Source organism: Paenibacillus tengchongensis, from assembly GCF_008973665.1.
Taxonomy (GTDB): domain Bacteria; phylum Bacillota; class Bacilli; order Paenibacillales; family Paenibacillaceae; genus Paenibacillus_AQ; species Paenibacillus_AQ tengchongensis.
The window spans coordinates 13,752-35,542 of the sequence record NZ_WACP01000008.1; the positions used below are offsets into that span (position 1 = coordinate 13,752).

Genomic DNA, 21,791 nt, shown 5'->3' on the forward strand with positions numbered 1-21,791 from the left:
GGAGCCGGAGTGACCGGGGCCACCGGGGAGACCGGAGCAGCGGGCGTGACCGGAGCGACCGGTGTGGCTGGTGCAACTGGAGCGACCGGCGTTACCGGAGCAACCGGGGAGACCGGAGCCGCGGGTGCAACAGGTGCGACCGGAGCCACCGGGGAAACAGGGGCAACAGGTGCCGCAGGTGCAACAGGTGCGACCGGAGCAACGGGAGCCGGAGTGACCGGGGCCACCGGGGAGACCGGAGCAGCGGGCGTGACCGGAGCGACCGGTGTGGCTGGTGCAACTGGAGCGACCGGCGTTACCGGAGCCACCGGGGAGACCGGAGCCGCAGGTGCAACAGGTGCGACCGGAGTCGGCGTAACTGGAGCCACCGGTGCGACCGGAGCCACCGGGGAGACCGGAGCCGCAGGTGCAACAGGTGCGACCGGAGTCGGCGTAACTGGAGCCACCGGAGCGACCGGAGCCACCGGGGAAACCGGGATAGCAGGTGCTACAGGAGCAACCGGCATAACTGGAGCGACTGGAGCAACGGGAGCCGGTGTGACCGGGGCCACCGGTGAGACGGGAGCCGCAGGTGCAACAGGTGCAACCGGCGTGGCAGGCGTAACAGGAGCGACAGGTGCTACCGGAGCGACCGGCGAGACTGGTGCAGCAGGTATCACAGGTGCAACTGGGGCCACCGGTGAGACTGGAGCTGCAGGTGCTACAGGTGCAACCGGCGTGGCAGGCGTAACGGGAGCGACCGGCGTAACCGGGCCAACAGGTGAAACTGGTGCAGCAGGTGTCACAGGTGCAACGGGAGCCACAGGTGAAACCGGGACAGCAGGTGCCACTGGGGCAACAGGAGTAGGCGTAACCGGGGCGACCGGGGCCACCGGTCCGAACGTTGCTACGGAAGGGTTCTCCGCGTTCCTGCCGACGTTCTCCACTGCCGCCAGCACACAGCTTACCGGCTGGACGGTAGCTTCGCCGTTCTATCCGAGCGCCAGCTTTGATCCGACAGCAGGGAATTTTACCGTGCCGGCAACCGGCAGATATTCTATAGAGGCAACCGTCAATTATTCCACTACGGCAGCCCTCTCCATCTCTTTGGGAGCCGGAGTAAACCCGGCATTCACCATACAGAGAACATCACCGACTGCGACAACGCTGGTCAGCGGACTGTTCCCGCTGCTGAACGTCAACGTGGCGCTGGTGCTTACGCTGAGAGCCATCCTCGGCAACGGCACCGTCACCCTGACCGGCGAATTTGAACTGAATGCAGGGGACGTCATCGGCCTGTTCTACGAGGCTGACGGCCTGACGATTCCGATCGACTTGAGCGGCGGAAGCTCGCCGGGGGTTGTATGGTCGGTGCACAGACTCTCCTAGTTTCAGAATACCGATAACCCATGTTCCGCAGAAGGCGGACCGCTGGATGACAGCGGTCCGCTTTTTGTCGCGTTGGCGATCCTTTCAGAGCTTCCGGACCGAAGGCCTGCAGATACTGAGGGTGGTCTGTTATTGTGCCTGCTGCAACATGGACCTTTAAAATTTCTCCACAGGCAAACTCCGTAGATATTCAAACTTTTATTATAGATGGCCTTATTTCTCGTCCGCCGGATTTTACTTACACTAAGATCATGGAAGAGAGACCATGCTTAAAGAAACGGGAGGCGTAGGGAATGATTGCTCAGGAGAAGAGGAGTGTGTTAAGCGCCGCGCAGGAGCCGCCGGTCCGCAGACAAGTAAAGAGATCCACGGTGTTCAGGCATCTGTGGAAGCACAAGGTGCTGCTGCTGATGCTGCTGCCGGGCGTCGTCTTTTTGCTCATCAACAACTATCTGCCGATGTTCGGCATCATTATTGCTTTCAAGAATATCAACTACGTGGACGGAATCCTGGGCAGCCCTTGGGTGGGACTCGACAACTTCAAGTTTCTGTTCGCCACCTCCGACGCTTGGATTATTACCCGCAACACTGTGCTTTATAATTTTGTGTTTATCGTGCTCAACCTGGTCATTGCGGTGGCTGTGGCGATTGCCCTGAATGAACTGAAGAATAAGCTCGCGGCTAAATTCTATCAGAGCATCATGTTCTTTCCGTACTTTCTGTCCATGGTCGTCGTCAGCTATCTGGTATTCGCCTTTCTCAATGTTGAATACGGTTTCATTAATAAAGGCGTCCTGTCCCTGTTTGGCCTGAACGAGCTGAACTGGTACTCCGAGCCGAAATACTGGCCGTTCATTCTGCCGCTGATCAACCTCTGGAAGGGGGTCGGCTACGGGTGTGTCATCTACCTGGCGGCGATTATCGGCATCGACAGCGAATATTACGAGGCGGCCCTGATCGACGGCGCAAGCAAATGGAAGCAGATTGTCCACATCACCATTCCGCTGATCCGCCCGGTTATTATCATCACGACCATCCTGGCCATCGGCGGCATCTTCCGCTCCGATTTCGGATTGTTCTACCAGACCACGCTCAATTCGGGCGCGCTGTATCCGACCACGCTGGTCATCGATACGTATGTCTACAACGCGCTGATCAATATGGGTAACCTGGGCATGTCCGCTGCGGCGGGACTGTACCAGTCGGTCGTCGGCTTTTTCCTGGTGCTGGGCTCGAACTGGATTGTACGGAGAATCGACAAGGATCAGGCGGTATTCTAAACGAGCTGGCCTCTAGGAAAGGAGGAAGGGCATTGACCAATAATGAGATATCAAGAACAGCCAATATCGTGCTGCACGTAGTTTTTATTCTGATGACGCTGGCCTGCCTGCTGCCGATCATCCTCGTCTTTATGATTTCCATTACCGATTATGACTCGATTGTACTGAACGGCTACCAGTTCTTTCCGAAGGAGCTTAGCCTGGAGGCTTACACCTATATTTTCAAGGACTATTCCGTCATTGTAAAAGCGTACGGCGTGTCCATCTTCGTAACGGTGACCGGAACCCTGCTCAGTGTGCTGATGACGTCGCTGTACGCCTATCCGATCTCACGCGCCGACTTCCGCTACCGCGGCATTTTCGCCTTTCTGATCTTCTTCACCATGCTGTTCGGCGGCGGATTGGTGCCCTGGTATATGGTCTACACACAGGCGCTGGATCTCAAGAACACCATCTGGGCGCTGATCGTCCCGATGCTGCTGTCGCCGTTTAATGTGCTGATTATGAAGACCTACTTCCAGATGAGCGTGCCGGCGGCGCTGATTGAAGCATCGAAGATTGACGGGGCGGGCGAGCTGCGGACCTTCTTCCGGATTGTTTTTCCGCTGTCCCTGCCGGTATTCGCCACCATCGGGCTGTTCAACACGCTGCATTACTGGAACGACTGGTTCAACAGTATGATCTTCGTGACCGACACCGATCTATATTCCCTGCAATATCTGATGTACAAAATGATCTCCCAGGCGGACTACCTGAGCCGCAATGGAGCACTCATTCAAGGCTCGGCTACCGAGCTGGCCAAATTGCCGGGAGAAACGATCCGGATGGCCATGGCGCTGATCGGCATCGGTCCGATTGTGCTGGCGTATCCGTTCTTCCAGCGCTATTTTATCAAAGGCTTGACGCTTGGCTCCATCAAAGGCTAAACCCGGTTCAAGCCGGTTAGCATATATTTGTTCTTTTAGAAGGGGAGGAAAATGGATGGCTAGCAAAAAAGGCACAGGTCTCCTGCTGTCACTGGTGCTGATGATCGGGCTTACGCTCAGCGGGTGCGGCGGCAACAACGGTAACAATGGCAATTCCGGCAATGCGGCAGCGCCTGTCAAGAGTGCCGAAAGTACAGAGACAACGGCAGCGCCCGAAACTTCGGGTAACAAGGAAGAACCGGAGGATTCTGCGGAGCTGGAGCAGGTGGAATTGTCCCTTTACCTGCCGGGCGGGCCCGATAAAGATGTAGCTTCCGTGGAACAGGCGATCAACGATTATCTCAAGGACAAGATCAACGCCACCATCAAAATCAACCAGCTGAGCTGGGATAAACCGGCGGATAAGGTCAACCTGATGATCCAGTCCGGCGAAGTCTTCGATATGGTCTATACCTGGAACTTCATGACGAATGCAGCCAAAGGCGCGTATCTGCCGCTGGAGGAGCTGCTGGAGCAGTATGCCAAGGAAACGAAAGCCCAGATTAATCCCGCTTATTTGCAGGCGGCTACCGTAAACGGACATTTGTATGCGATTCCAACGGAAAAAGAGCTGGGGCAATCGGTCGGGTTCGCTTTTGACCAGGCGATTGTCGACAAGTACGGCTTCGATGTGAACAGCATTCAGAAGCTGGAGGATATCGAGCCGATGCTGCAGACGATCAAGGAGAAAGAGCCGGGAATCACCCCGCTGTTCATGAATCACACGGACAGTCTGCACTGGTTCACCGCGTATCCGGAAAGTGAAGACCTCGACGGAAGCAACGAAATCCCGACGCTGCTGGATTACAAAACGATGAAGGTGTTCAACGAATACGACACCCCGGAAATGCTGGAGCGGCTGAAGCTGATCCGCAAGTGGTATGAAGCGGGCTATATCAACAAGAACGGTGCCACCGACAAGACCGAGCTGAAGGATGCGGTGAAGAGCGGTAAATCGTGGTTCGTCTACGGCAATATGAATCCTACGTCCACCAATGACTGGACCCGTCTGGCCGAGAAGCCGATGCTGATCAAGACCCTGCTGCCGGTGCAGGTCAGCACGAAGAGTCTGCAGGGCTCGATGCTCGCCATCTCCCGCACCTCGAAGAATCCCGAACGGGCCATGATGTTTATGAACCTGATCCACACCGACCCGGTGCTGTATAACCTGCTTACCTTCGGCATTGAAGGCAAGCACTATAAGAAGGTCGCCGAGAATACGGTGGAGTTCATTCCGGACAGCGGTTATAACTCCGTATCCTCCTGGATGATCGGCAATGTGCTGCTCAACTACCTTAACAAGGACGAAGATCCGCGCCGTGTCGAGCTTTATACGGAATGGAACAAGAACTCCAAGGTATCGCCGGTCATCGGCTTTGTCTTTGACTCCACCAAGGTGCAATCGCAGATCGGCGCGCTGATCAACATCACCAAGCAATACAAGAATACGCTCTTCTCCGGTGAGAAGGACCCTGAGCCGGTACTGAAGGAAATGAACGCCAAGTTCAAAGCGGCGGGGATCGACGCTGTGATTAACGAGCTGCAGGCGCAGATGGATGCATTTCTGGCAGCCAAAAAATAAGCAGTAACCGTCAGCAGCAGACCCGGTATTTGCAGGGCAAACGGAGTCATTCCTGATCTTGAATGGCCCTTGTCCCAAAGGTACCGGGTATTCCCATTCGCCAAGCCAGCCTATTGGTTGCCCTTATCTTACATTTTGTAGAGAGGGTGTTCATTGTGCGAATTCAGAGAAAAACGGCTTCACTGCTCATTCTGTTGCTTCTGCTGATAACCTTTCTTGCGCCGGCAGTACCTTCGGCCGCCTTGTCCCGGGCAGGGACAGCGGTGCCGGAGGCTACTTGGACTGCACCTGTATCCGCCGAATCCACTGTTATCGGGTCCGCTTATGGACCTTCTGTCGCTGAAGATGTATACGGGTCAAGGACCATGCTGTGGCAGGTAGGGATTGCCGACAACAGATCCACGGAATTTACTGTGTATAACGACGTTTACAGCGAGCTGTCCCTGCCGCTCGGCCCCGGTACCCTGGAGCAGCTGCCCCGCGGAATGAAGGCCGATGTTAACGGTACGATGAGCCTGTCCTTTGCTTTGCCGGCGGTACCGGTCTACGGCGTTCAGCTCAGCCTTAAGGTCCTGGATGCCAGCACAGCCATTCCCCAGCTGGCAGTTTTTACGAACGGGCAGCTGAGCGGGCTGCTGCAGATCTCCGGGCTGAACAACGGCGAGACGGTTCCGGTGAATACCTGGAGAGAAACGTATGAGCTTTACATCCCCAAAGAGCAGCTGCAGGCAGGCAGCAATGTGCTGGAGCTCTCGCTGGACCCCGGCCTGTATGCCGATCCGCAGGCTGCCGGTTATACCGGGGATCAATATTTGTGGTTCGAATGGGACTACCTGAAACTGGAAGCGCTATCACGAGCAGCGGAAGAGCCGATCCATGGGCGTTATGTTCATCTGGGCACCACACTGGCCGCTTCCACCTTCAGGTATGACGAGCATGCCATCCGGCATCTGGGTCCGATGGCCAAGTGGCTGGGCATCGCCTACAGCGGCAACTGGATGCGCGCCTCCTTCTGGTCGGACACGAGCACCGGCTGGGACCCGCAGGGCCGGAACTACCTGGCTACGCTGCGTGACCTCAATCTGGCGCCGATGGTCAATATTATCGGGGCGAACTGGAAGGGCAACACCGAGCTGGCTGCCGGAACAACCCCTGCGGCGCTCCGGACCTATTATGCCAATTTCGTAGCCAAGTACGGCGATTTGTACGAGTATGCCGAGACCGGCAACGAGCCGGGGCTATTCGGCTGGTCGCAGCAGGCTGTACTGGCCATCCATGAGCTGATGGATGAACAGCGGCAATTGAACAGCCAGCCTTATCTGAAGATTGTGGCCCCCGGCTGGGCTTACTGGCCGTACAACGGCATCCCCGACGGCTGGGAACGCGATGCCGAAGCGCGCCGTCCCATTGAGGAGCTATCCGACATCACCAACGGGCACAGCTACGGCGGCACCGGAGTGCAGCCGCTGCCCGGCGCCGCGCTCTATGAGAACCTGCGCGTCTACGCCGGGGCGGAGGAGGGCTTCGGCAAAGAGATGGCGATGAGCGAGACGGGAGCCAACGACAATCATACGGACAACACGAAGTACGGCACCTACGCCTACCGGTTCGCCTCGGCCTTCGACCGCGAGCTGCGTGCCGACATCGGCTATGCCGACCATATTATGCAGCATGCCGCTTTCTTCAATGACGGAACAGAATTCGGGCTGTTCCGGTCGGATATCAACTGGAACACCCACCGGTTTGAAGAGACAGAGGCGGTTCCGGCCCGCGGCGGCGAGGCGGGCGAGACGCGGCTCAAGACCTTCCGGCGGCTGGCGGCGGCCTATGCTACGCATGGCAGTCCCTTAAGCTATGAGCTGCTGAATGCTTCCGCCCTGACCGGCAAGAAGGCGTATTTCCGCGCGGTGGATACCTCGGCGCTGGAGCCATCGGCGGTTGGCGCTGCGGCGGACAAAATTCTGCTAAATTTCGTGAACTTCGAGCGGGAGCCGCTTACGATGCAGGTGAGGGTAACGATGCCAGATAGCGGCGTATACGCCGGAGATAGGTACGGGGCTGGCAGCACGTATGCCGCTGCTTATTCGGGCGTACAGCTCACGGCGGCACCGGACCTGACGCTGACGGTGACGCTCGGCGCAGGGGAGACCGTGCAGTATATCCTGGAGCAGCCGGAGCAGGTTGCGCCAACCGCTCCAGCGGGCCTGACGGCGCAGGCGCTCAGCCATGAGCAGATCAGGCTGGCCTGGACGGCTGCGGCGGACAATGATGCCGTGGTCAGCTATAGTGTCTACCGCAACGGCGGGACTGCGCCGGTGGTTACTGTACCGGGGCGGATTACCTTCTGGAGCGATTATACGGTGGCGCCAAGTACGGCCTACAGCTACACCGTGCAGGCCGTCGACGATTCCGGCAATGTGTCCCTGCTTAGTCCGGCGGCTTCCGCCACCACACCGGCCATCACCGTAACCCCGCATGTCTACGGCGATCCGGGTAAATTCGAGGCCGAGGCAGCTACGTTCGCCCTGCCGCTAAAGATCGGCAACAACAGCGGTGCTTCGGGCGGCAAGGTGGTGGAGCAGACCCATGCCGGTCCGATCGCCATCGAGGGCTTCCATTCGGCGACGGGCGGAAGCTATACGCTGAGCATAGCCTATGCATCCAGCCAGGAGTCGAAGAAGAACATCTATGTCAACGGGGTGAAGCAATCCACGGTTACCCTGCCGTCTACAGGCAGCTGGACCGCAAACATTACCGCCCGTCAATACGGCATTACACTGCAGCCGGGGTACAACACGATCAGCTTCACCTCGGGCGGCAACGGCGCCAATCTGGACTATTTCCGGCTGGACGAAGGCGCATATGTCCCGGTGGCTTCCTGGTACCCGGTAGAGCACAATAATGCTTACATTGACTATACCGGCTTCGAGACTGCGCCGAGCGGAGTCTCCCATGTGACGTACGCGCCGGAGGCGTCGGCGGTGTTCCATTTCACCGGCACCGGCATCCGCTGGCGGTCGGATATCAAGAGCGATATGGGCAGTGCTGAGGTGTACGTGGACGGCGCATACCGGCAGACCATCGTTATCCCTCAGGCCGGGCTAGAGGGCGACGATAAGGTGGTCTATGAGCTGACCGGACTGGAATATGGCCTGCACCGGATCGACATCCGCAACACCTCCGGAAGGGTGGTAGTCCACGGCTTCGAGTTTGAAGGCTATGAAGCTACACTTCCGGTTCCGGGGCCCGATATGATTGTTACCGATATCGGCTGGAATATAGTGAACGCGGACGGCAGCCCATCCGCCCATACCACGCCGCAGCTCGGCGATTCGCTGATCTTCTGGGCCAAGGTGAAGAACGTCGGCGTCCGTCCGACGCCGCTGAACAGCTCCACCGGAGCCGGAATGATTACCGGCGGCGTCTTCTCGGTGGATGGCGGAACCGTCTCCTGGACAGATACGCATACCGGCGTCATCCAGCCGGGCGAGGAGGTGATCCTGACGGCCAACAGCAGCGCCCAAGGTACACCGCGCTGGACCATTCCGACGATCGGTGACTATCAGATCACCTTCTTCGTGAACGATATCTGGCGCTACGGCGAGATGAACAAGGAGAATAACAAGCTTACAGTTACGCTGAACGTGCCTTTGCCTTGAGGGTACAGGAAGCTTTGAAGCGTTGCTGAAGTCGGCACTGTTCCGGCCCGCCGTTCGTCCGTGGAGGGCCGGTAAGTTCCGCAGCCAGCCCGGCTTGCCGGGGTGCGAAGAATCCCCCGGACCGGGCGCTGACGCTGCCCGCTGGACGACGGGTTCTGTGCGGGGTCAGTGATCAGGTCCACTAGACGGCAAGGAAATCTGTGCGGGATCAGTGATCAGGTCCACAGGACAGCAGAGGCGTTCAGTGATTAGGTCCTAGACGTGGAGGAAGTCTCTGGTCAACAGTCAAGCCCACTGGAAGTCGGAATCATTGCCCCGTATTCGTCTGAATATCAGGCGGCGGGGCTCTTTTTGTAATGGGCGTTAGGCATGTGGTTTCTCGGAGGCGTGAATGGAGGAACGGGAAAAATTTTAGTTGGATAATCGCCATTTAGATAGCTCATTTATGCTGGTCAGCACAGTTTAGTTCGATAATCGCAATTTAATAATAGTGAATTCGCCGGACAAAGGAGATTTTTGGTGGATTAGATGGCGAAAATCCAACTAGATTCGGAAAATAGCATGGTAAGCGGAAAATAAGTGGCGGAAAGCCAACTAGCGGAAGTCCAACTGTCGGAAACTTAACTGACGGAAATCCAACTGTCAGAAACGAACTGGCGAACAGCCAACTGGCAGCTTGACCTTATCAAATTACAGCCGGCAGAAATGCCGTAGAATTTTATACTAAATTCGTAGTTGCCTTTATTTAGCGGCTCTGGCGGTTTCGCTAAACTGGAGATAGCAAACGGCGGGAGGAATTGCGACTATGCCATGGCAATTAAGCAAGGAAGCGCAGCAGTGGGTGGAGGACACGCTGGCCTCAATGAGCTTGCGCGAGAAAATCGGCCAGACGATGCAGGACCATGCGGGACGGCTGCCGGTCGGCGGGCGGGATGAGGACGGTCTTAAAGCTTACCTGGAGCAATATCCGGTAGGGAGCTTTTTTATTGGCGGCGAGGTGATTCAGAGAGCGGCGGGCAAGGCCGGGGATTACCGGGAATGGGCAGAGCTGCTGCAGCGCCTCAGCAGAATACCGCTGCTATTCTCGGGCGATCTCGAATTCGGGGCCGGCTCGGCCGTAAGGAGCCTCACCGATCTTCCGCCGCTGCTCGCGCTGGCCGCCGCCGATGACGAACAGCTTGCTTATGAATACGGCAAGTTTACGGCCATCGAGGGCCGTGCCGCCGGCTTTACCTGGGCGCTGGCGCCGGGAACCGACCTGCTGCTGAACTGGATGAATCCGGTCATTACGACGCGCTGCCTCGGCGATGACCCGGAGCGCGCCGCACGCCTTGCTGCGGCTGTGGTACGGGGGATGCAGGAGCATGGGCTGGCGGCCTGCGCCAAGCATTTTCCCGGAGACGGTGTCGATTGCCGGGATCAGCATATTGTGACCACGGTCAACAGCCTGTCCGAAGAAGAATGGCTGGCCACTTACGGTCAAGTTACCAGAAGTTTGATTGAACGGGGCGTATGGACCATCATGACCGGCCATATCGCCCTGCCATGGATCGAAGGGCCGGAGGAGGGACGTCCTGTACCGGCGACGGTATCGCAGCGGATCACTACGGAGCTGCTGCGGACAAAGCTGGGCTTCGGGGGCGTGGTGCTTTCCGACGCGCTGGATATGGGCGGCTTTCTGATGTGGGGCGACTATGAGCGGCGGATCATTGACTGCTTCAATGCCGGTACGGATGTGCTGCTGTGGCCGGGGGTGCGTTACTTTGGCACCATGGAGCGCGCGCTTCGGGATGGGAGCGTTACCATGGAGCGGCTGGACGACAGCGTGCGGCGCGTGCTCCGGCTGAAGGCGGGGCTTGGCCTGCAGCATCTGGATGAGGGCGGGCGCGACCCGCAGGCCGCCTTGCTCAGCAATGACCGGCTCTTGCCGGAGCAGGATGCGCAGGCGCGGACCTTAAGCCGCATACTGGCGGAGCGGTGCGTCACGCTGGTCCGCAACCGGGGGAATTTGCTGCCGCTGGACCCGCAGAAGACCCGGAGGGTGCTGGTCATCAAGCTGAACAAGGTGACCGAAGGCCGCCGGTATGACCGGATGGACCGGTTCATTGCGCTGCTGCAGGCGCGCGGGATCACCGTCGATATTCTCGACGAATTCGAGCCGCTGAATACGGTGTGGAAATGGGAGCAGGCGGGGGCGCGCTGGGATGCGGCTTTTGCGCCGTTTTTTATGCCGCTGCACGGGATGATGAATACGGCCCGCCCTGTGGGCGAGGCAGCCAAAGCCGTCTGGGCGATGCAGCATGCAGAGACGATCCGGCCCATCGGCATTTCGTTTGCCACCCCTTATTTGCTGCGGGACATCCCGTTTCTGGATGCGCTCATCAATGCCTATTCGCTGCATGAGGATACTATGGAAGTGTTAATCTCGGCACTCTTCGGAGAGCTGCCCTTCCGCGGGCTCTCGCCGGTCCAGGCGGAAGAGGTCCAGCTTAAAGATGAACCGGGGGGCGTAAACAGTGCTAATCAACAAGCATAGGCTGCAAAAAACGGCGGCTGTCCTGTTCCGCTACATGACCGACGAACGGCACAGCGGCAACTGGGGAATGGATATTCATCACTGGGACTGGGTTCCCGGCGTCGGAGTCGGTTCGCTATGGGAATATGGAATCGCAGCGGGGGCTCCGGAGGCTGTCAGCTACTGCCTGCAGTGGGTGAACCTTAACCGGCACAAGGCCAAGGACGCGCGTGTCATCAATGCGTTCGCTCCTTACGCGATCTACCCGGGATTATACCGGTTGACCGGAGAGGAGCGGCTTCTGCATGAAGCGGAAGAGGCGGCGGCCTGGCTGCTCGCCGAAGCGCCGCGCACCCGCGAAGGGGCGCTGGAGCATACCGTCACCGAGGATGCCGCCTTCCCCGAACAGGTATGGGCCGACACCGTATACATGGCCGTACTATTTCTGGCCCGGCTGGCCGGCGGGACGGGCTCGCGGCCGTATGCGGAAGCGGCGGCGGAGCAGACGCTGCTGCATCTGCGGCTGCTGCAGGATACGCAGAGCGGGCTCTTATTCCACGGCTGGAACTCCCGGGAAGCCAGCCATATGTCCGCTGTGCGGTGGGCCCGGGCCAATGCGTGGATTATCCTGGCGGTGCCGCAGATTGTGGCGGAGATCCGCGACATCGCCGCCATTCCGGATGAGCTGTACAGCAGGTACACAGCGCTGGCCGCCGGGCTGCGGTCCATACAGAACAAGGGCGGATTGTGGCATACGGTGCTGAACCGGGCAGACACGGTGACGGAGACCTCGGCAAGCGCCGGCATCGCCTGCGGTTTTCTCCTGGGAGTCAGGGAAGGGCTGCTGGACGCCTTTTATTTGGACAGCGCCAAGCTGGCTGTATCAGGCATCCTTCCGCTCATTACGCAGGACGGGGAGGTACAGGGTGTGTCGGGCGGAACGCCGGTGATGCCGTCGGTGGAGGCGTACAATCGAATTCCAGTCTACCCGACGCTGTACGGCCAGGGATTAACGCTGCAGCTGCTGTCACAGGCGCTCAGCCTGTATGACTGACTATACGTCATTTTGCCGGAAAAAGGAGGAAGCAAACGATGAAAGAAGCAGCCGCACCTCAAAGCGGTGCCGCAAGCCTGGATGAGCGGGCTATGCTGATCCGCAAAATGGAAGCCTATGAAGCACGCTATAACCCGGAGCTCCACCTGTTGCGCTCGCCGTTCAGCAGTCCGGGATACCATACCACGATCCGGGAGGCGGAATTCATCCATTCCACGCGCGATTCGCTCTCTTATGCGCTCGGTCTGCTGGACACCGGGCTGGCGTGCTATGAACAGCGGGCTTTTGATGTAATTGCCAAGGTTGTTTCTTTGCAGGATACCGACCGCAGCCACGATACGTTCGGCATCTGGTCCTGGTTCTATGAAGAGCCGCTGGCTCAAATGTCGCCGCCGGACTGGAACTGGGCCGATTTCTGCGGCAGCCGGCTTGTCCAGGCGCTCGCCCGGCACGGGCAACGCCTGCCGGAGCCGCTGCGCGAGGCTGTCATTCAGGTGGTCGACAACGCCTGCGAAGCGATTATCAAGCGCAACGTTGGCCCGGATTACACCAACATTGCCATCATCGGGGCACTGGTGACTCGGATCGCCGGCGAGCAGCTGGGGCGCGAGGATTTCGCGGCGTATGGGCTGCAGCGCCTGCAGCGGCTGTACGATTATACGCGGGAGCGCGGGGCTTTTCAGGAGTATAACAGCCCGGTCTATACCTACATTGCCATTCTGGAGCTGTCCAAGCTGCGCGCCGAGACGGCGGACCCGGCAGTCAAAGAGCTGTGCAATGAGCTGCTGGAGCTGACCTGGGGGACCGTCGCCGGCCATTACCATCCGGCCACCGGACAATGGTCCGGTCCGCATGCCCGCTGCTATGAGACGCTGCTGAACGGTCAGAGCAAGGCTTTCCTGCAGCTGGCCACCCGGGGGGCTGTACAATTCTTCGCCTGGACGGAGCTGCCGTATGAAGAAGAGTGGTATAAGAGCGGCTTCGCATGCCCGCCGGCTTATCTGGATAACTTCACCGATCCGGCTGTGAAAGAGGTAAGGCAGCTGTACGAAGGAGACGGGAAGAATGACACCGGTCGGTTCGCCGTAACGTTCATTACGCCGCAGTACAGCATCGGCTCCTTCAGCCGGAGCGATTTCTGGAATCAAAGAAGGCCGCTGCTGGCGTATATCGATAATCAGGGAGCTCCGGCATATCTCCGGCTCCGCTGTCTCCATGACGGCTACGATTTCTGCTCGGCCCGCTTCAAGGCGGAGCAGCAGCAGGGTGAAGTGCTGCTGGGTATCGACTTTATAACAAACGGCGGCGACACGCATCCGAACCTTGATCCGACCGGAGGCGTCATCGAAGCAGAGGATTTGCGGCTGCGGCTGGAAATCGGAGGAGTCCTGGAGGGAGTTTCTGTACAGAGTGCAGAAGACGGGGCAGCGCTGGTTATTGCAGAGACAAAGGTGGTTCTCACTACCTGGTTCGCAGCTTTCAGTGCCTGCCCGGATCCGGCGCGCAGCCTGCAATGGGAGAACGGCCGGAGCGATCAAGGCCTTGTGCTCGATATGATTTTGTATTCCGGTCCGCGCACCGCTATTCATCTGGCCGCGCTGCGGCAGGCAGCTGTTGTCTGCTCCCTGGACTTTCAGGGGCCTCCGGCCGGGAAGAAGCCCGTCGTGGAATGGGCCGGCGACGGCATGTTGCGGGTGAGCGGCAGTCCGGATAGACACCAGGCCTTCTCCCTAAGCCTGGTGCCTGGTCCGGCCTAAGCCCGCTGTATCCTAAAGCCGGTCCCGGCAGTCCAAACAGAGCAAGAGCCGGCTTCCTGGCCATTGGACCAGGAAGCCGGCTCTATTTTACAGATCATTCAGGCACGTTCGCCCTCAGAGGTCACATCCACAAAATCGTCCCGGAACCGCTCATAATCGGCCAGCCGGCACTCCAGCGTCAGCCGCGTGCCTGCCTCTTCATAGCTGACGCTTTGCACGTTGGCATGCTCGTTGAAGTAAGAGACCACGGCGCCCCGGTCATAGGGGACAAGGATTTCCCGCTGCACGTAGTCATTGAATAGGCTTTTACGGATCAGCGCGGTCAGCTCGGCGATGCCTTTGCCTTGCTTGGCGGAGAGCCGGACGGCATGTTCCTGAACGTCGGGATAGTCAAGCTCCGTCAGATCCGCTTTGTTATAGGCGTAGATGGTCTTGATCCCGTCGGCGCCAAGCGCCTTGAGCGTCTCCCGGGTTACCTCCATATGCTGCTCATGCTGCGGATCGGATACATCGACCACATGAATCAGCAGATCGGCCTCGGTCACTTCCTCCAGTGTGGAGCGGAAGGCCTTCACGAGGTGATGGGGCAGCTGGCTGACGAAGCCGACCGTATCGGTCAGCAGGAAGCTCTTCTGGTCGGGCAGCCGGATGCTCCGCACCGAGGTCTCCAGCGTGGCGAACAGCATATCCTTGGCGAATACCTGCTTGCCAGAGCCGGGGTGATAGGTCTCGATCATGACGTTCATCAGGCTCGATTTACCGCTATTCGTGTAGCCGACCAGGCATATGACCGGCACCTCATTCTTATGCCGCTGCTTGCGCTGAATTTGCCGCCGGGCCACCATGGACTGCAGTTCGGTCTGCAGCGCGGAGATGCGTTCCTCAATTCTTCTGCGGTCGAGCTCCAGCTTCGTTTCCCCGGCACCGCGGTTCTTCAGCCCCGATCCCCCGCCTTGCCGACCCAGCGATTCGCGCATGCCGCTCAGCCGGGGCAGCATATACTGCAGGCGTGCGACCTCCACCTGAAGCTGGGCTTCCTTGGTCTGGGCCCGCTCGGCGAATATATTCAGAATCAGAATGGTCCGGTCGATCACCGTCCGGTCCAGCGACGATTCCAGATTGCGGATCTGCGAGGGCGTCAGCTCATCATTGAAAATAATCACCGCATCATCGGCCGTTTCCGCGAGCTGTGCCAGCTCGGCGATTTTGCCGGAGCCGATGTAGTGGGCGGAGTTGATCTTGGCTGCCTTCTGGGTAAGCTCTCCCACCACCTCCAGATTGCAGGCATCGGCCAGATTGCGCAGTTCATCCATCGAATAGTCGAAATGCGGATCGTTTTGCAGCTGAACCCCGACGATAATGGCGGGCTCTTTTAACGTATGTTCCATATAGTCAGTACCTCCTCAGGTTCATAAACACAACAAAACACAGGCTTTCCACCTGTGTCAGCAGCTTCCTATGAGGACCGCAGAATAGGCCCGGAACACTTGGCATATAGAAGCCGGGATTCCGGGTGCACCCGCACACAATTTGCCGGATGATTAATGGCAGCACAAGAGTGTGCCGCTTGGCTAATCAAACGGAAGAATGAAGCTGCGGATACAATTCCATAAGGCATCAGCGAACAAAAGCCATACTGGGGCTGTTCGCTTGCAGATTGAAGCGGGTTGCCTTGTTAATGGACAGACCTATCCTGAGTCCTCTGCACACAGAGCAGAGCTTTAGCGCTATTCATAATCATTAGCCTAAAGTACGAATCCGGATAAAATCTATCACACGGCAACCCTCCGTTCCTAAAAGTTACATTGAGTTTAGCACATCAGGCACTTTCTGGCAAACGGCGGCGTTATTTATCCCGAAACTTCCAACATTCTATGCATATCCTATATGAACTGCCTTTAGTAGAGGAGGGATAAGCTGTGTCTGTGCTGACCACGAACACGTTGACAAGGCAACCCACGGATGGACTGGCCGCCATCAGCCAGGCGGTGGTCAAGGTTACCAATAACGGACCCGCCAAAGCCGTAGTGTATCTAACCGGGCTCAACAATGATGGCAGCTCGCAGACTCTTTTTGCCCAGGGGCTCTTTGAGGTGGACTATCAGGAAGTGGTGAGTCTGACCTATAATATCACCCAGACCTATTTTCAATTTAATGTAGTAGCCTCCCAGGAGCAGCTGCGGGTGCAAATTTTTCTTGTCGATGCCGCCGGAGTATGGAGTCCTGTAAGGCTGCAGCCCATTGGCGTCAAACGGATCACTTCCGAATTCCGCGATAATATGACGGTGACGGCGGCTAACTTTGCAGCTATCAGCTTCCGCCGTAATCCTGGAGTCAGTGTTCCCGAGGCGGTCGCCGCCGAAATCCGGCCGGATGGCTTCGAGATTCTGGCTTCTACGCCGATCCGCTACATGATTGTGGCCGGGGGCACCCTTAACGGGAGCTTTGTTAATTTTCCGACGGCAACAACGCCGATTCCGGCAAATGATACCGCACTGCAGGTCAATAACACCTGTACTACGGTTACCGGAGGCAGAGTGATTACCCAGGGTCTCGGCTCGGGGCTGTCCGGCGCTTACCAAAGCGTTGCGGTAAACCTGATTGCGCAGATGCTGCTCTATGACCTTCAGGAAGAGCCGGTTACGCTGGTGATCAGTTCGCTGGCCGGAGAGGACAATATCGCCGCCGCCTTCCGCATCACGGAGGAGTGGTAGAAGCTTACGGTAAGAGGAGCTGGAATCCATCAAGCATTCAGGCGTTGCAGCGTCAAAAAGCCACTAATGCCGCATACGGCATCAGTGGCTTAATTAGAGTTAAGGCGCGTACGTTCATGGCCGCTACGCGCTGAAATCGCGCCGCAGCGTGAACAAATCCTTCAGCGCATCGTTGGACAGCTCGGTAATCCAGTTCTCGGAGCCGGAAATGACATCGTCGCTGAGCTGCTGCTTGCTCTCCAGCATTTCGTCAATCCGCTCCTCCAGTGTGCCGAGCGAAATGAACTTATGCACCTGCACATCCCGGGTCTGGCCCATGCGGTAAGCGCGGTCCGTGGCCTGATTCTCGACGGCCGGGTTCCACCAGCGGTCGTAGTGGAATACATGATTGGCCGCCGTCAGGTTGAGGCCGACGCCTCCAGCCTTAAGCGAGAGAATGAACACATTCGGCTGCTCGCGGTCCGGCGGCGTTCCTTCCGGCGGAAGGGGCGTCTGGAACCGCTCGATCATCCGGTCGCGGACGCTTTTGCTGGTGCTGCCGTTCAGGTAGAGCACCGGTTCGTCCAGCTCCTGCTCCAGCACAGACTTGAGCATATTGCCCATGCCGATGTACTGCGTGAAGATCAGGCAGCGCTCGTTCTCCTCGCGCAGCTCGCGGACCATGGCCAGCAGCCGCTCCAGCTTCGCCGAGCGCTCGACCAGGGCGGTATGGCCCTGGTCAGGCGCAGCCTCAGAAGCGGCCGCCGCATCCTTCGTCAGCAGCGAAGGATGGTCGCACAGCTGCTTCAGAGTGGTCAGCGCCGCAAGGATCGCTCCCTTGCGCTCAATGCCCTCCAGCTTCTGCATCTGCTCCAGCAGCCCGTTGACATGCTGGTCGTAGAGGGCCGCCTGCTCGGCGGTAAGGTGGACATAGGTCTTCATCTCGTTCTTGTCGGGAAGATCAAGCTGGATGGCCGGGTCCTTCTTCTTGCGGCGCAGCATGAACGGCTTGACCAGCTTCTGCAGGTCGGCCGTCCGCTCCGGGTCGCGCTCCTTCTCAATCGCGTTGGCGAAGCGGTTCTGGAACGACTTGGCGCTGCCGAGATAACCGGGGGTGATGAAGTCGTATATCGACCACAGCTCGGACAGCTTATTCTCGATCGGCGTCCCGGTCAAGGCGATTCGGTGAAGGGCCGGGAAGCTGCGCACGGCGGCGGACTGCTTCGTGCCGGCATTCTTGATATTCTGCGCCTCGTCCAGGCAAATCGCCGACCAGGTGAACTGCTTCAGCAGCTCCTGGTCCAGCGCGGCAGTGGCATAAGAGGTCAGCACTACATCGGCCTGCGATGCCGCGCCGTAGAAATATCCGGCATCCAGCCGCCGGCTGCCGTAATGAAGCATGACGTTCAGGGAGGGCGCGAAGCGCTGCAGCTCCTTCTGCCAGTTCCCCAGCACCGAGGTCGGGCAGATGATCAGCGTAGGCCAGCCCGGCGGATCGGCCTGCGGCTGCAGCTCCCCGGCAGCCTCCAGCTCCTTGACGTGCAGCAGATAGGAGATCAGCTGCACCGTCTTGCCGAGGCCCATGTCGTCGGCCAGACAGGCGCCGAGGCCGAGGCGGCGCAGGAAGGCGAGCCAGGCGAAGCCTTCCTGCTGGTAGCTGCGCAGCTCGGCGCGCAGCCCGGCGGGCGGCGGCAGCTTCGGCAGCTGGCCTTCCCGCCCGAGCTGCCCGATCAGTCCAAGCAGATGCTCGTTCAGCTCGACTTCAAGCCGGATGCGGGCAGCCTCCTCCTCAGCCTGCAGCGCTGCGGCTTCCCCTTCGGCTTCTTCGCCGCCGCCCAGCAGATGCAACTGCAGGATATCCTGGAAGGACAAGCCCTGCGACTTGTCCATCCCGGCCATGGCCCGCTGAATCTGGGCCATCAGCGCAGGGTCGAGCGCGACCCATTGGCCGCGGAACTCCACCAGCCGCTGCCCGCGCGCGGCCAGCTCGGCGAATTCCTCCTCGCTGAGGTCGGCATCGCCGATGGAGATGCGCCAGTCGAAATCGATCAGCGCATCCAGTCCGAACAGCGAGCGGCCGCCGCGCGTGCCTTCGCCGGTGCCGAGCTTGGCGCGCAGGCGGGGCTTGCGGCGCCGGGCCGCTTCCCACCAGGCCGGCAGCAGCACCTGCCAGCCGGCATCCAGCAGGCGCCGGCTGTCTTCGGTCAGGAACCGCCAGGCGGCATCGCCCTCCAGCGGATTCGCCAGCACATCGGCGCCGGAGCCGATGTGGCCTGCCGGCAGGCTCTCGCGCAGCCGCGAGAGCCAACCGTCCGCGCGGTCCAGGACGTACGGCGCCCACGCGTCCGGCCAGCGCCCGTACGGCTCGCCGCCCGCCGCGAGCGTGGCCGGGACAAGCGCGGCTTCGTCTCGCTTGTCCTGCAGAAGCAGCTGCAGCCGCCAGAAGGGCCGGTCCTCATCCGGCTCCTGGAGCTGCAGCACGGGACGGAACGGCGCGGTGTCGGCCTTCCAGCCGATGGACATCAGCCAGCTCTCTTCGTCCATGCCGGCTGCCGATTCCCCGCTGCGGCTGAACAGCAGCGGAAATTCGCTGCGCAGGTCGGCGGCTTCGGCCTCCGTGCCGTAGAACCGCTGGAAGACCGCCGCCGAGAAGGCGGACGCCAGCCCTTTGGCGAAGCCGGGCCGCTCCTGCAGCGCCCGGAGTGCGGCTGCCGCCTCCTCCTGCGGCTGTACAGCGGCTTCGAGGGCTTTGCGGTCCCAGCTCCACTGCAGCTGGCCCTCGCGGAAGGCGGCAAGGCCGGGCGCATATTGCTTCGCATCCAGCAGCCCGGCCAGCGTTGGCGCCAGCGAGGCCAGAAGCGCGGCATCGCCCTGCCAGCTCCAGCCGATATGGTGCAAGAGATGCAGCCCGGCGAAGAAAGGAACCACCTGCTCGGCGGGGAGCACCACCAGATCGACGCCATCAGCGTTCTGCAGCGTCAGCTCGGTTCCGTAGAAGGATTCCTCATGCCAGGAGAACAGCTTGTGCTTGAGTTCCATCCCGGGGACATAGTCATTCCGGTCATCCACGCCGTAGATCAGGGCATCGCCGAACTCGCTCAAAGCCAGCTGGATAGTAACATTGTGTACATACATGCTCATGGCAGCAGATTTCCTTTCCGCAGTTCTTCCTGGAACGCCCTCAGCCGGCTATGCCGGCCGGCGAACAGCTCCAGATACTCCTCCCAGCGCTCCGTGCGCTTCAGCTTCTTGTACAGCTTGGCGAGCCGTTTCAGCAGCTTCACCGCCGCTTTGTAGCTGCTTCTGTTCTTCTCCAGCACCAGGCGTTCCACGGCCTGATGGTAGAACGGCAGCAGCAGCTCGGGAGCGTTCTTCTCCAGCGGCGCCAGGTCGCTGACCCGGAAATCGCCGGGCCGCCGGCCGGCGGCAAGCTGGTAATCCATCCATTCGCGCCATTTGCCGTATTCCAGCAGTAAATCCTCATAGATTTCCCGCGACAGCGGCAGCATGCCGGCCAGCGTGTCCCACATGCGGGGCTCGGCCGCAGGCTCGCGGCGGACGGCATCCTGCCAATAGGCCGCATATTCGCGCAGATTGTAGATGCGGCTGGTAAACAGCGGCCCAATCTCCGCAAGCCATTCCACGAGGCGTGGCCACTCCCCGGCTTCGGAGAGCGGGGCGAGGAAGCTGATCAGCTCGGCCGGATACAGGCCGGGCCGCTCGGCGGCCACTCCCAGGCGTTCCCAGGCTGCGCGGTCCTCGCCGAGCAGAGCATGCATCCGGGCTTCCGCCAGCAGCAGGGAAGGGCGGGACAGTGAAGCGCCCAGCTGGCTTCCGGCCTCCCGGAGCCTGTCGAGCTCCTCTAGATATAGCTGCGGCGTGCTTGTATTCGGAGAAATCCAGCCGCGCCACAGCTGGTCGTAGCATACGGAGAAATAAGGCTGCTCCCGCGAACGGTCGCGGGATTCGGTCAGCATCTCCCGGCGCAGCAGGTCCAGGGTGTCCATCAGGCGCGGCCATGCCTCCGGCTCCTCCGCCAGCGGCAGCGGCTGCTGCAGCAGGCCGGTAATGGTCTCCTGCAGCTCGGAAACCGCAAGTGAAGTATAGTATCCGAGTGACGAGTAGCTGAGGGGGGAAGCAGTGCCCGCGACATGAAGACCGCCGGGCCGCAGCAGCCCTTCCAAGATGAACAGCCGGGCGTGGAGCTGAAACAGCTGCCGGGCGGCGGGAGCGAGCTGCGGCTCCGCTTCGGCAACAGCCGCCAGTGCTCTTTCCGTATAGGCCGGGTTACGTACGGTGTGGGCCAGCGGCGCCGTCAGCTGGGCCAGGCATTCCCGCCAGTCGGCCACGCTGCCTTCAGCGATGCGGCCGGACAGTTCATTCAGCCGCTCCTGCCGGAGCACGCGGGCGCCGGCTGCGGAGGGAGGGGCGAAAGCCGGAGCCTTGGCCCGGGTCAGGACCGCTTTGGCGTTGGCGATCAGGTGAACCGAACGCTCCTGCTTTTCGGCATAAGCCATGAGCGCTGCGGCCATATGCTTGCACGGGCCCTGCATCGGACAGTCGCAGCGGCTCCGGGACAGATGGTCCAGCTCCAGGACCACGGCATAATCCTCCCGGCCTTCGACCAGCGCCATCATTTTGACCGGAGAAAACATATTGGGGGCATGTACCCGTTGCTGCTTGTAGTATTGGAATCCCCGTTTGAGGGTCAGATCATCAAAAAGATAGGCCACGTCCGCAACGAGCTTATCCCACCCGGCATCGTCCATGGCATAGTTTGGCTGCATCACTATCGTGCTCCTGTACATAGTTTCTTAAAATCCATTTCTTTATTATATCACTTTCGGCACAGCTATCCTGCATTCCCGGCAAACTTCCCTTATTTCGGCAGCGGCCGCTGTCGTAATCTTGCTCTCCT

The 21,791-nt window shown here is 59.6% G+C and carries 11 protein-coding genes and 1 pseudogene; 9 read left to right on the forward strand and 3 right to left on the reverse strand.

The window, feature by feature from the left end; genetic code table 11:
- From F1381_RS28870 to F1381_RS14410, 8 genes and pseudogenes are all read left to right on the forward strand, one after another.
- Positions 1-1,368, forward strand: a pseudogene (locus tag F1381_RS28870) (collagen-like protein); the annotation flags it as partial.
- Positions 1,369-1,661: 293 nt separating this feature from the next.
- Positions 1,662-2,648, forward strand: coding sequence for an ABC transporter permease (locus F1381_RS14380; RefSeq protein WP_151735548.1), 987 nt, complete (start codon positions 1,662-1,664; stop codon positions 2,646-2,648).
- 32 nt (positions 2,649-2,680) lie between these two features.
- Positions 2,681-3,574: a carbohydrate ABC transporter permease gene (locus F1381_RS14385; protein WP_151735549.1), complete on the forward strand. Its 894-nt coding sequence runs from the start codon at positions 2,681-2,683 to the stop codon at positions 3,572-3,574.
- A 55-nt stretch (positions 3,575-3,629) separates the two neighbouring features.
- Positions 3,630-5,195, forward strand: coding sequence for an ABC transporter substrate-binding protein (locus F1381_RS14390; protein WP_151735550.1), 1,566 nt, complete (start codon positions 3,630-3,632; stop codon positions 5,193-5,195).
- A gap of 155 nt (positions 5,196-5,350) precedes the next feature.
- Complete coding sequence (locus tag F1381_RS14395; RefSeq protein WP_151735551.1) at positions 5,351-8,854, forward strand: carbohydrate-binding domain-containing protein; 3,504 nt, start codon at positions 5,351-5,353, stop codon at positions 8,852-8,854.
- Between the two features lie 805 nt (positions 8,855-9,659).
- The gene (locus tag F1381_RS14400; protein ID WP_151735552.1) at positions 9,660-11,390 is read left to right on the forward strand and encodes a glycoside hydrolase family 3 protein; all 1,731 of its coding nucleotides are present in this window, start codon (positions 9,660-9,662) and stop codon (positions 11,388-11,390) included.
- On the forward strand, positions 11,371-12,423 hold the full coding sequence (locus F1381_RS14405; RefSeq protein ID WP_246188035.1) for a glycoside hydrolase family 88 protein: 1,053 nt from the start codon (positions 11,371-11,373) through the stop codon (positions 12,421-12,423). Before F1381_RS14400 ends, F1381_RS14405 begins: the two co-directional genes overlap by 20 nt.
- A 38-nt stretch (positions 12,424-12,461) precedes the next feature.
- Positions 12,462-14,180, forward strand: coding sequence for a hypothetical protein (locus F1381_RS14410; RefSeq protein ID WP_151735553.1), 1,719 nt, complete (start codon positions 12,462-12,464; stop codon positions 14,178-14,180).
- A 98-nt stretch (positions 14,181-14,278) separates the two neighbouring features.
- On the opposite strand, the gene hflX is transcribed toward F1381_RS14410, so the two are convergent.
- Entirely contained in the window at positions 14,279-15,568 is a 1,290-nt protein-coding gene (gene hflX, locus F1381_RS14415; protein ID WP_151735554.1) for a GTPase HflX, read from the reverse strand.
- Positions 15,569-16,099: 531 nt separating this feature from the next.
- On the opposite strand from hflX, the gene F1381_RS14420 reads away from it, so the two are divergent.
- Positions 16,100-16,894: a hypothetical protein gene (locus tag F1381_RS14420; protein ID WP_151735555.1), complete on the forward strand. Its 795-nt coding sequence runs from the start codon at positions 16,100-16,102 to the stop codon at positions 16,892-16,894.
- 123 nt (positions 16,895-17,017) lie between these two features.
- Here the strand turns inward: F1381_RS14420 and F1381_RS14425 are convergent, their stop codons facing one another.
- The gene (locus tag F1381_RS14425) at positions 17,018-20,014 is read right to left on the reverse strand and encodes a DEAD/DEAH box helicase (protein WP_151735556.1); all 2,997 of its coding nucleotides are present in this window, start codon (positions 20,012-20,014) and stop codon (positions 17,018-17,020) included.
- Positions 20,011-21,660, reverse strand: coding sequence for an SWIM zinc finger family protein (locus tag F1381_RS14430; protein ID WP_187355357.1), 1,650 nt, complete (start codon positions 21,658-21,660; stop codon positions 20,011-20,013). Before F1381_RS14430 ends, F1381_RS14425 begins: the two co-directional genes overlap by 4 nt.
- Positions 21,661-21,791: the final 131 nt, after the last annotated feature.

What these genes read in the sequence shown, in the direction of transcription:
- F1381_RS14380 (WP_151735548.1), top strand. Translation starts at nt 1,662, where the DNA reads ATGATTGCTCAGGAGAAGAGGAGTGTGTTAAGCGCCGCGCAGGAGCCG.
- F1381_RS14390 (WP_151735550.1), top strand. Translation starts at nt 3,630, where the DNA reads ATGGCTAGCAAAAAAGGCACAGGTCTCCTGCTGTCACTGGTGCTGATG.
- F1381_RS14400 (WP_151735552.1), top strand. Translation starts at nt 9,660, where the DNA reads ATGCCATGGCAATTAAGCAAGGAAGCGCAGCAGTGGGTGGAGGACACG.
- F1381_RS14410 (WP_151735553.1), top strand. Translation starts at nt 12,462, where the DNA reads ATGAAAGAAGCAGCCGCACCTCAAAGCGGTGCCGCAAGCCTGGATGAG.
- hflX (WP_151735554.1), bottom strand. Translation starts at nt 15,568, where the DNA reads ATGGAACATACGTTAAAAGAGCCCGCCATTATCGTCGGGGTTCAGCTG.
- F1381_RS14425 (WP_151735556.1), bottom strand. Translation starts at nt 20,014, where the DNA reads ATGAGCATGTATGTACACAATGTTACTATCCAGCTGGCTTTGAGCGAG.
- F1381_RS14430 (WP_187355357.1), bottom strand. Translation starts at nt 21,660, where the DNA reads ATGCAGCCAAACTATGCCATGGACGATGCCGGGTGGGATAAGCTCGTT.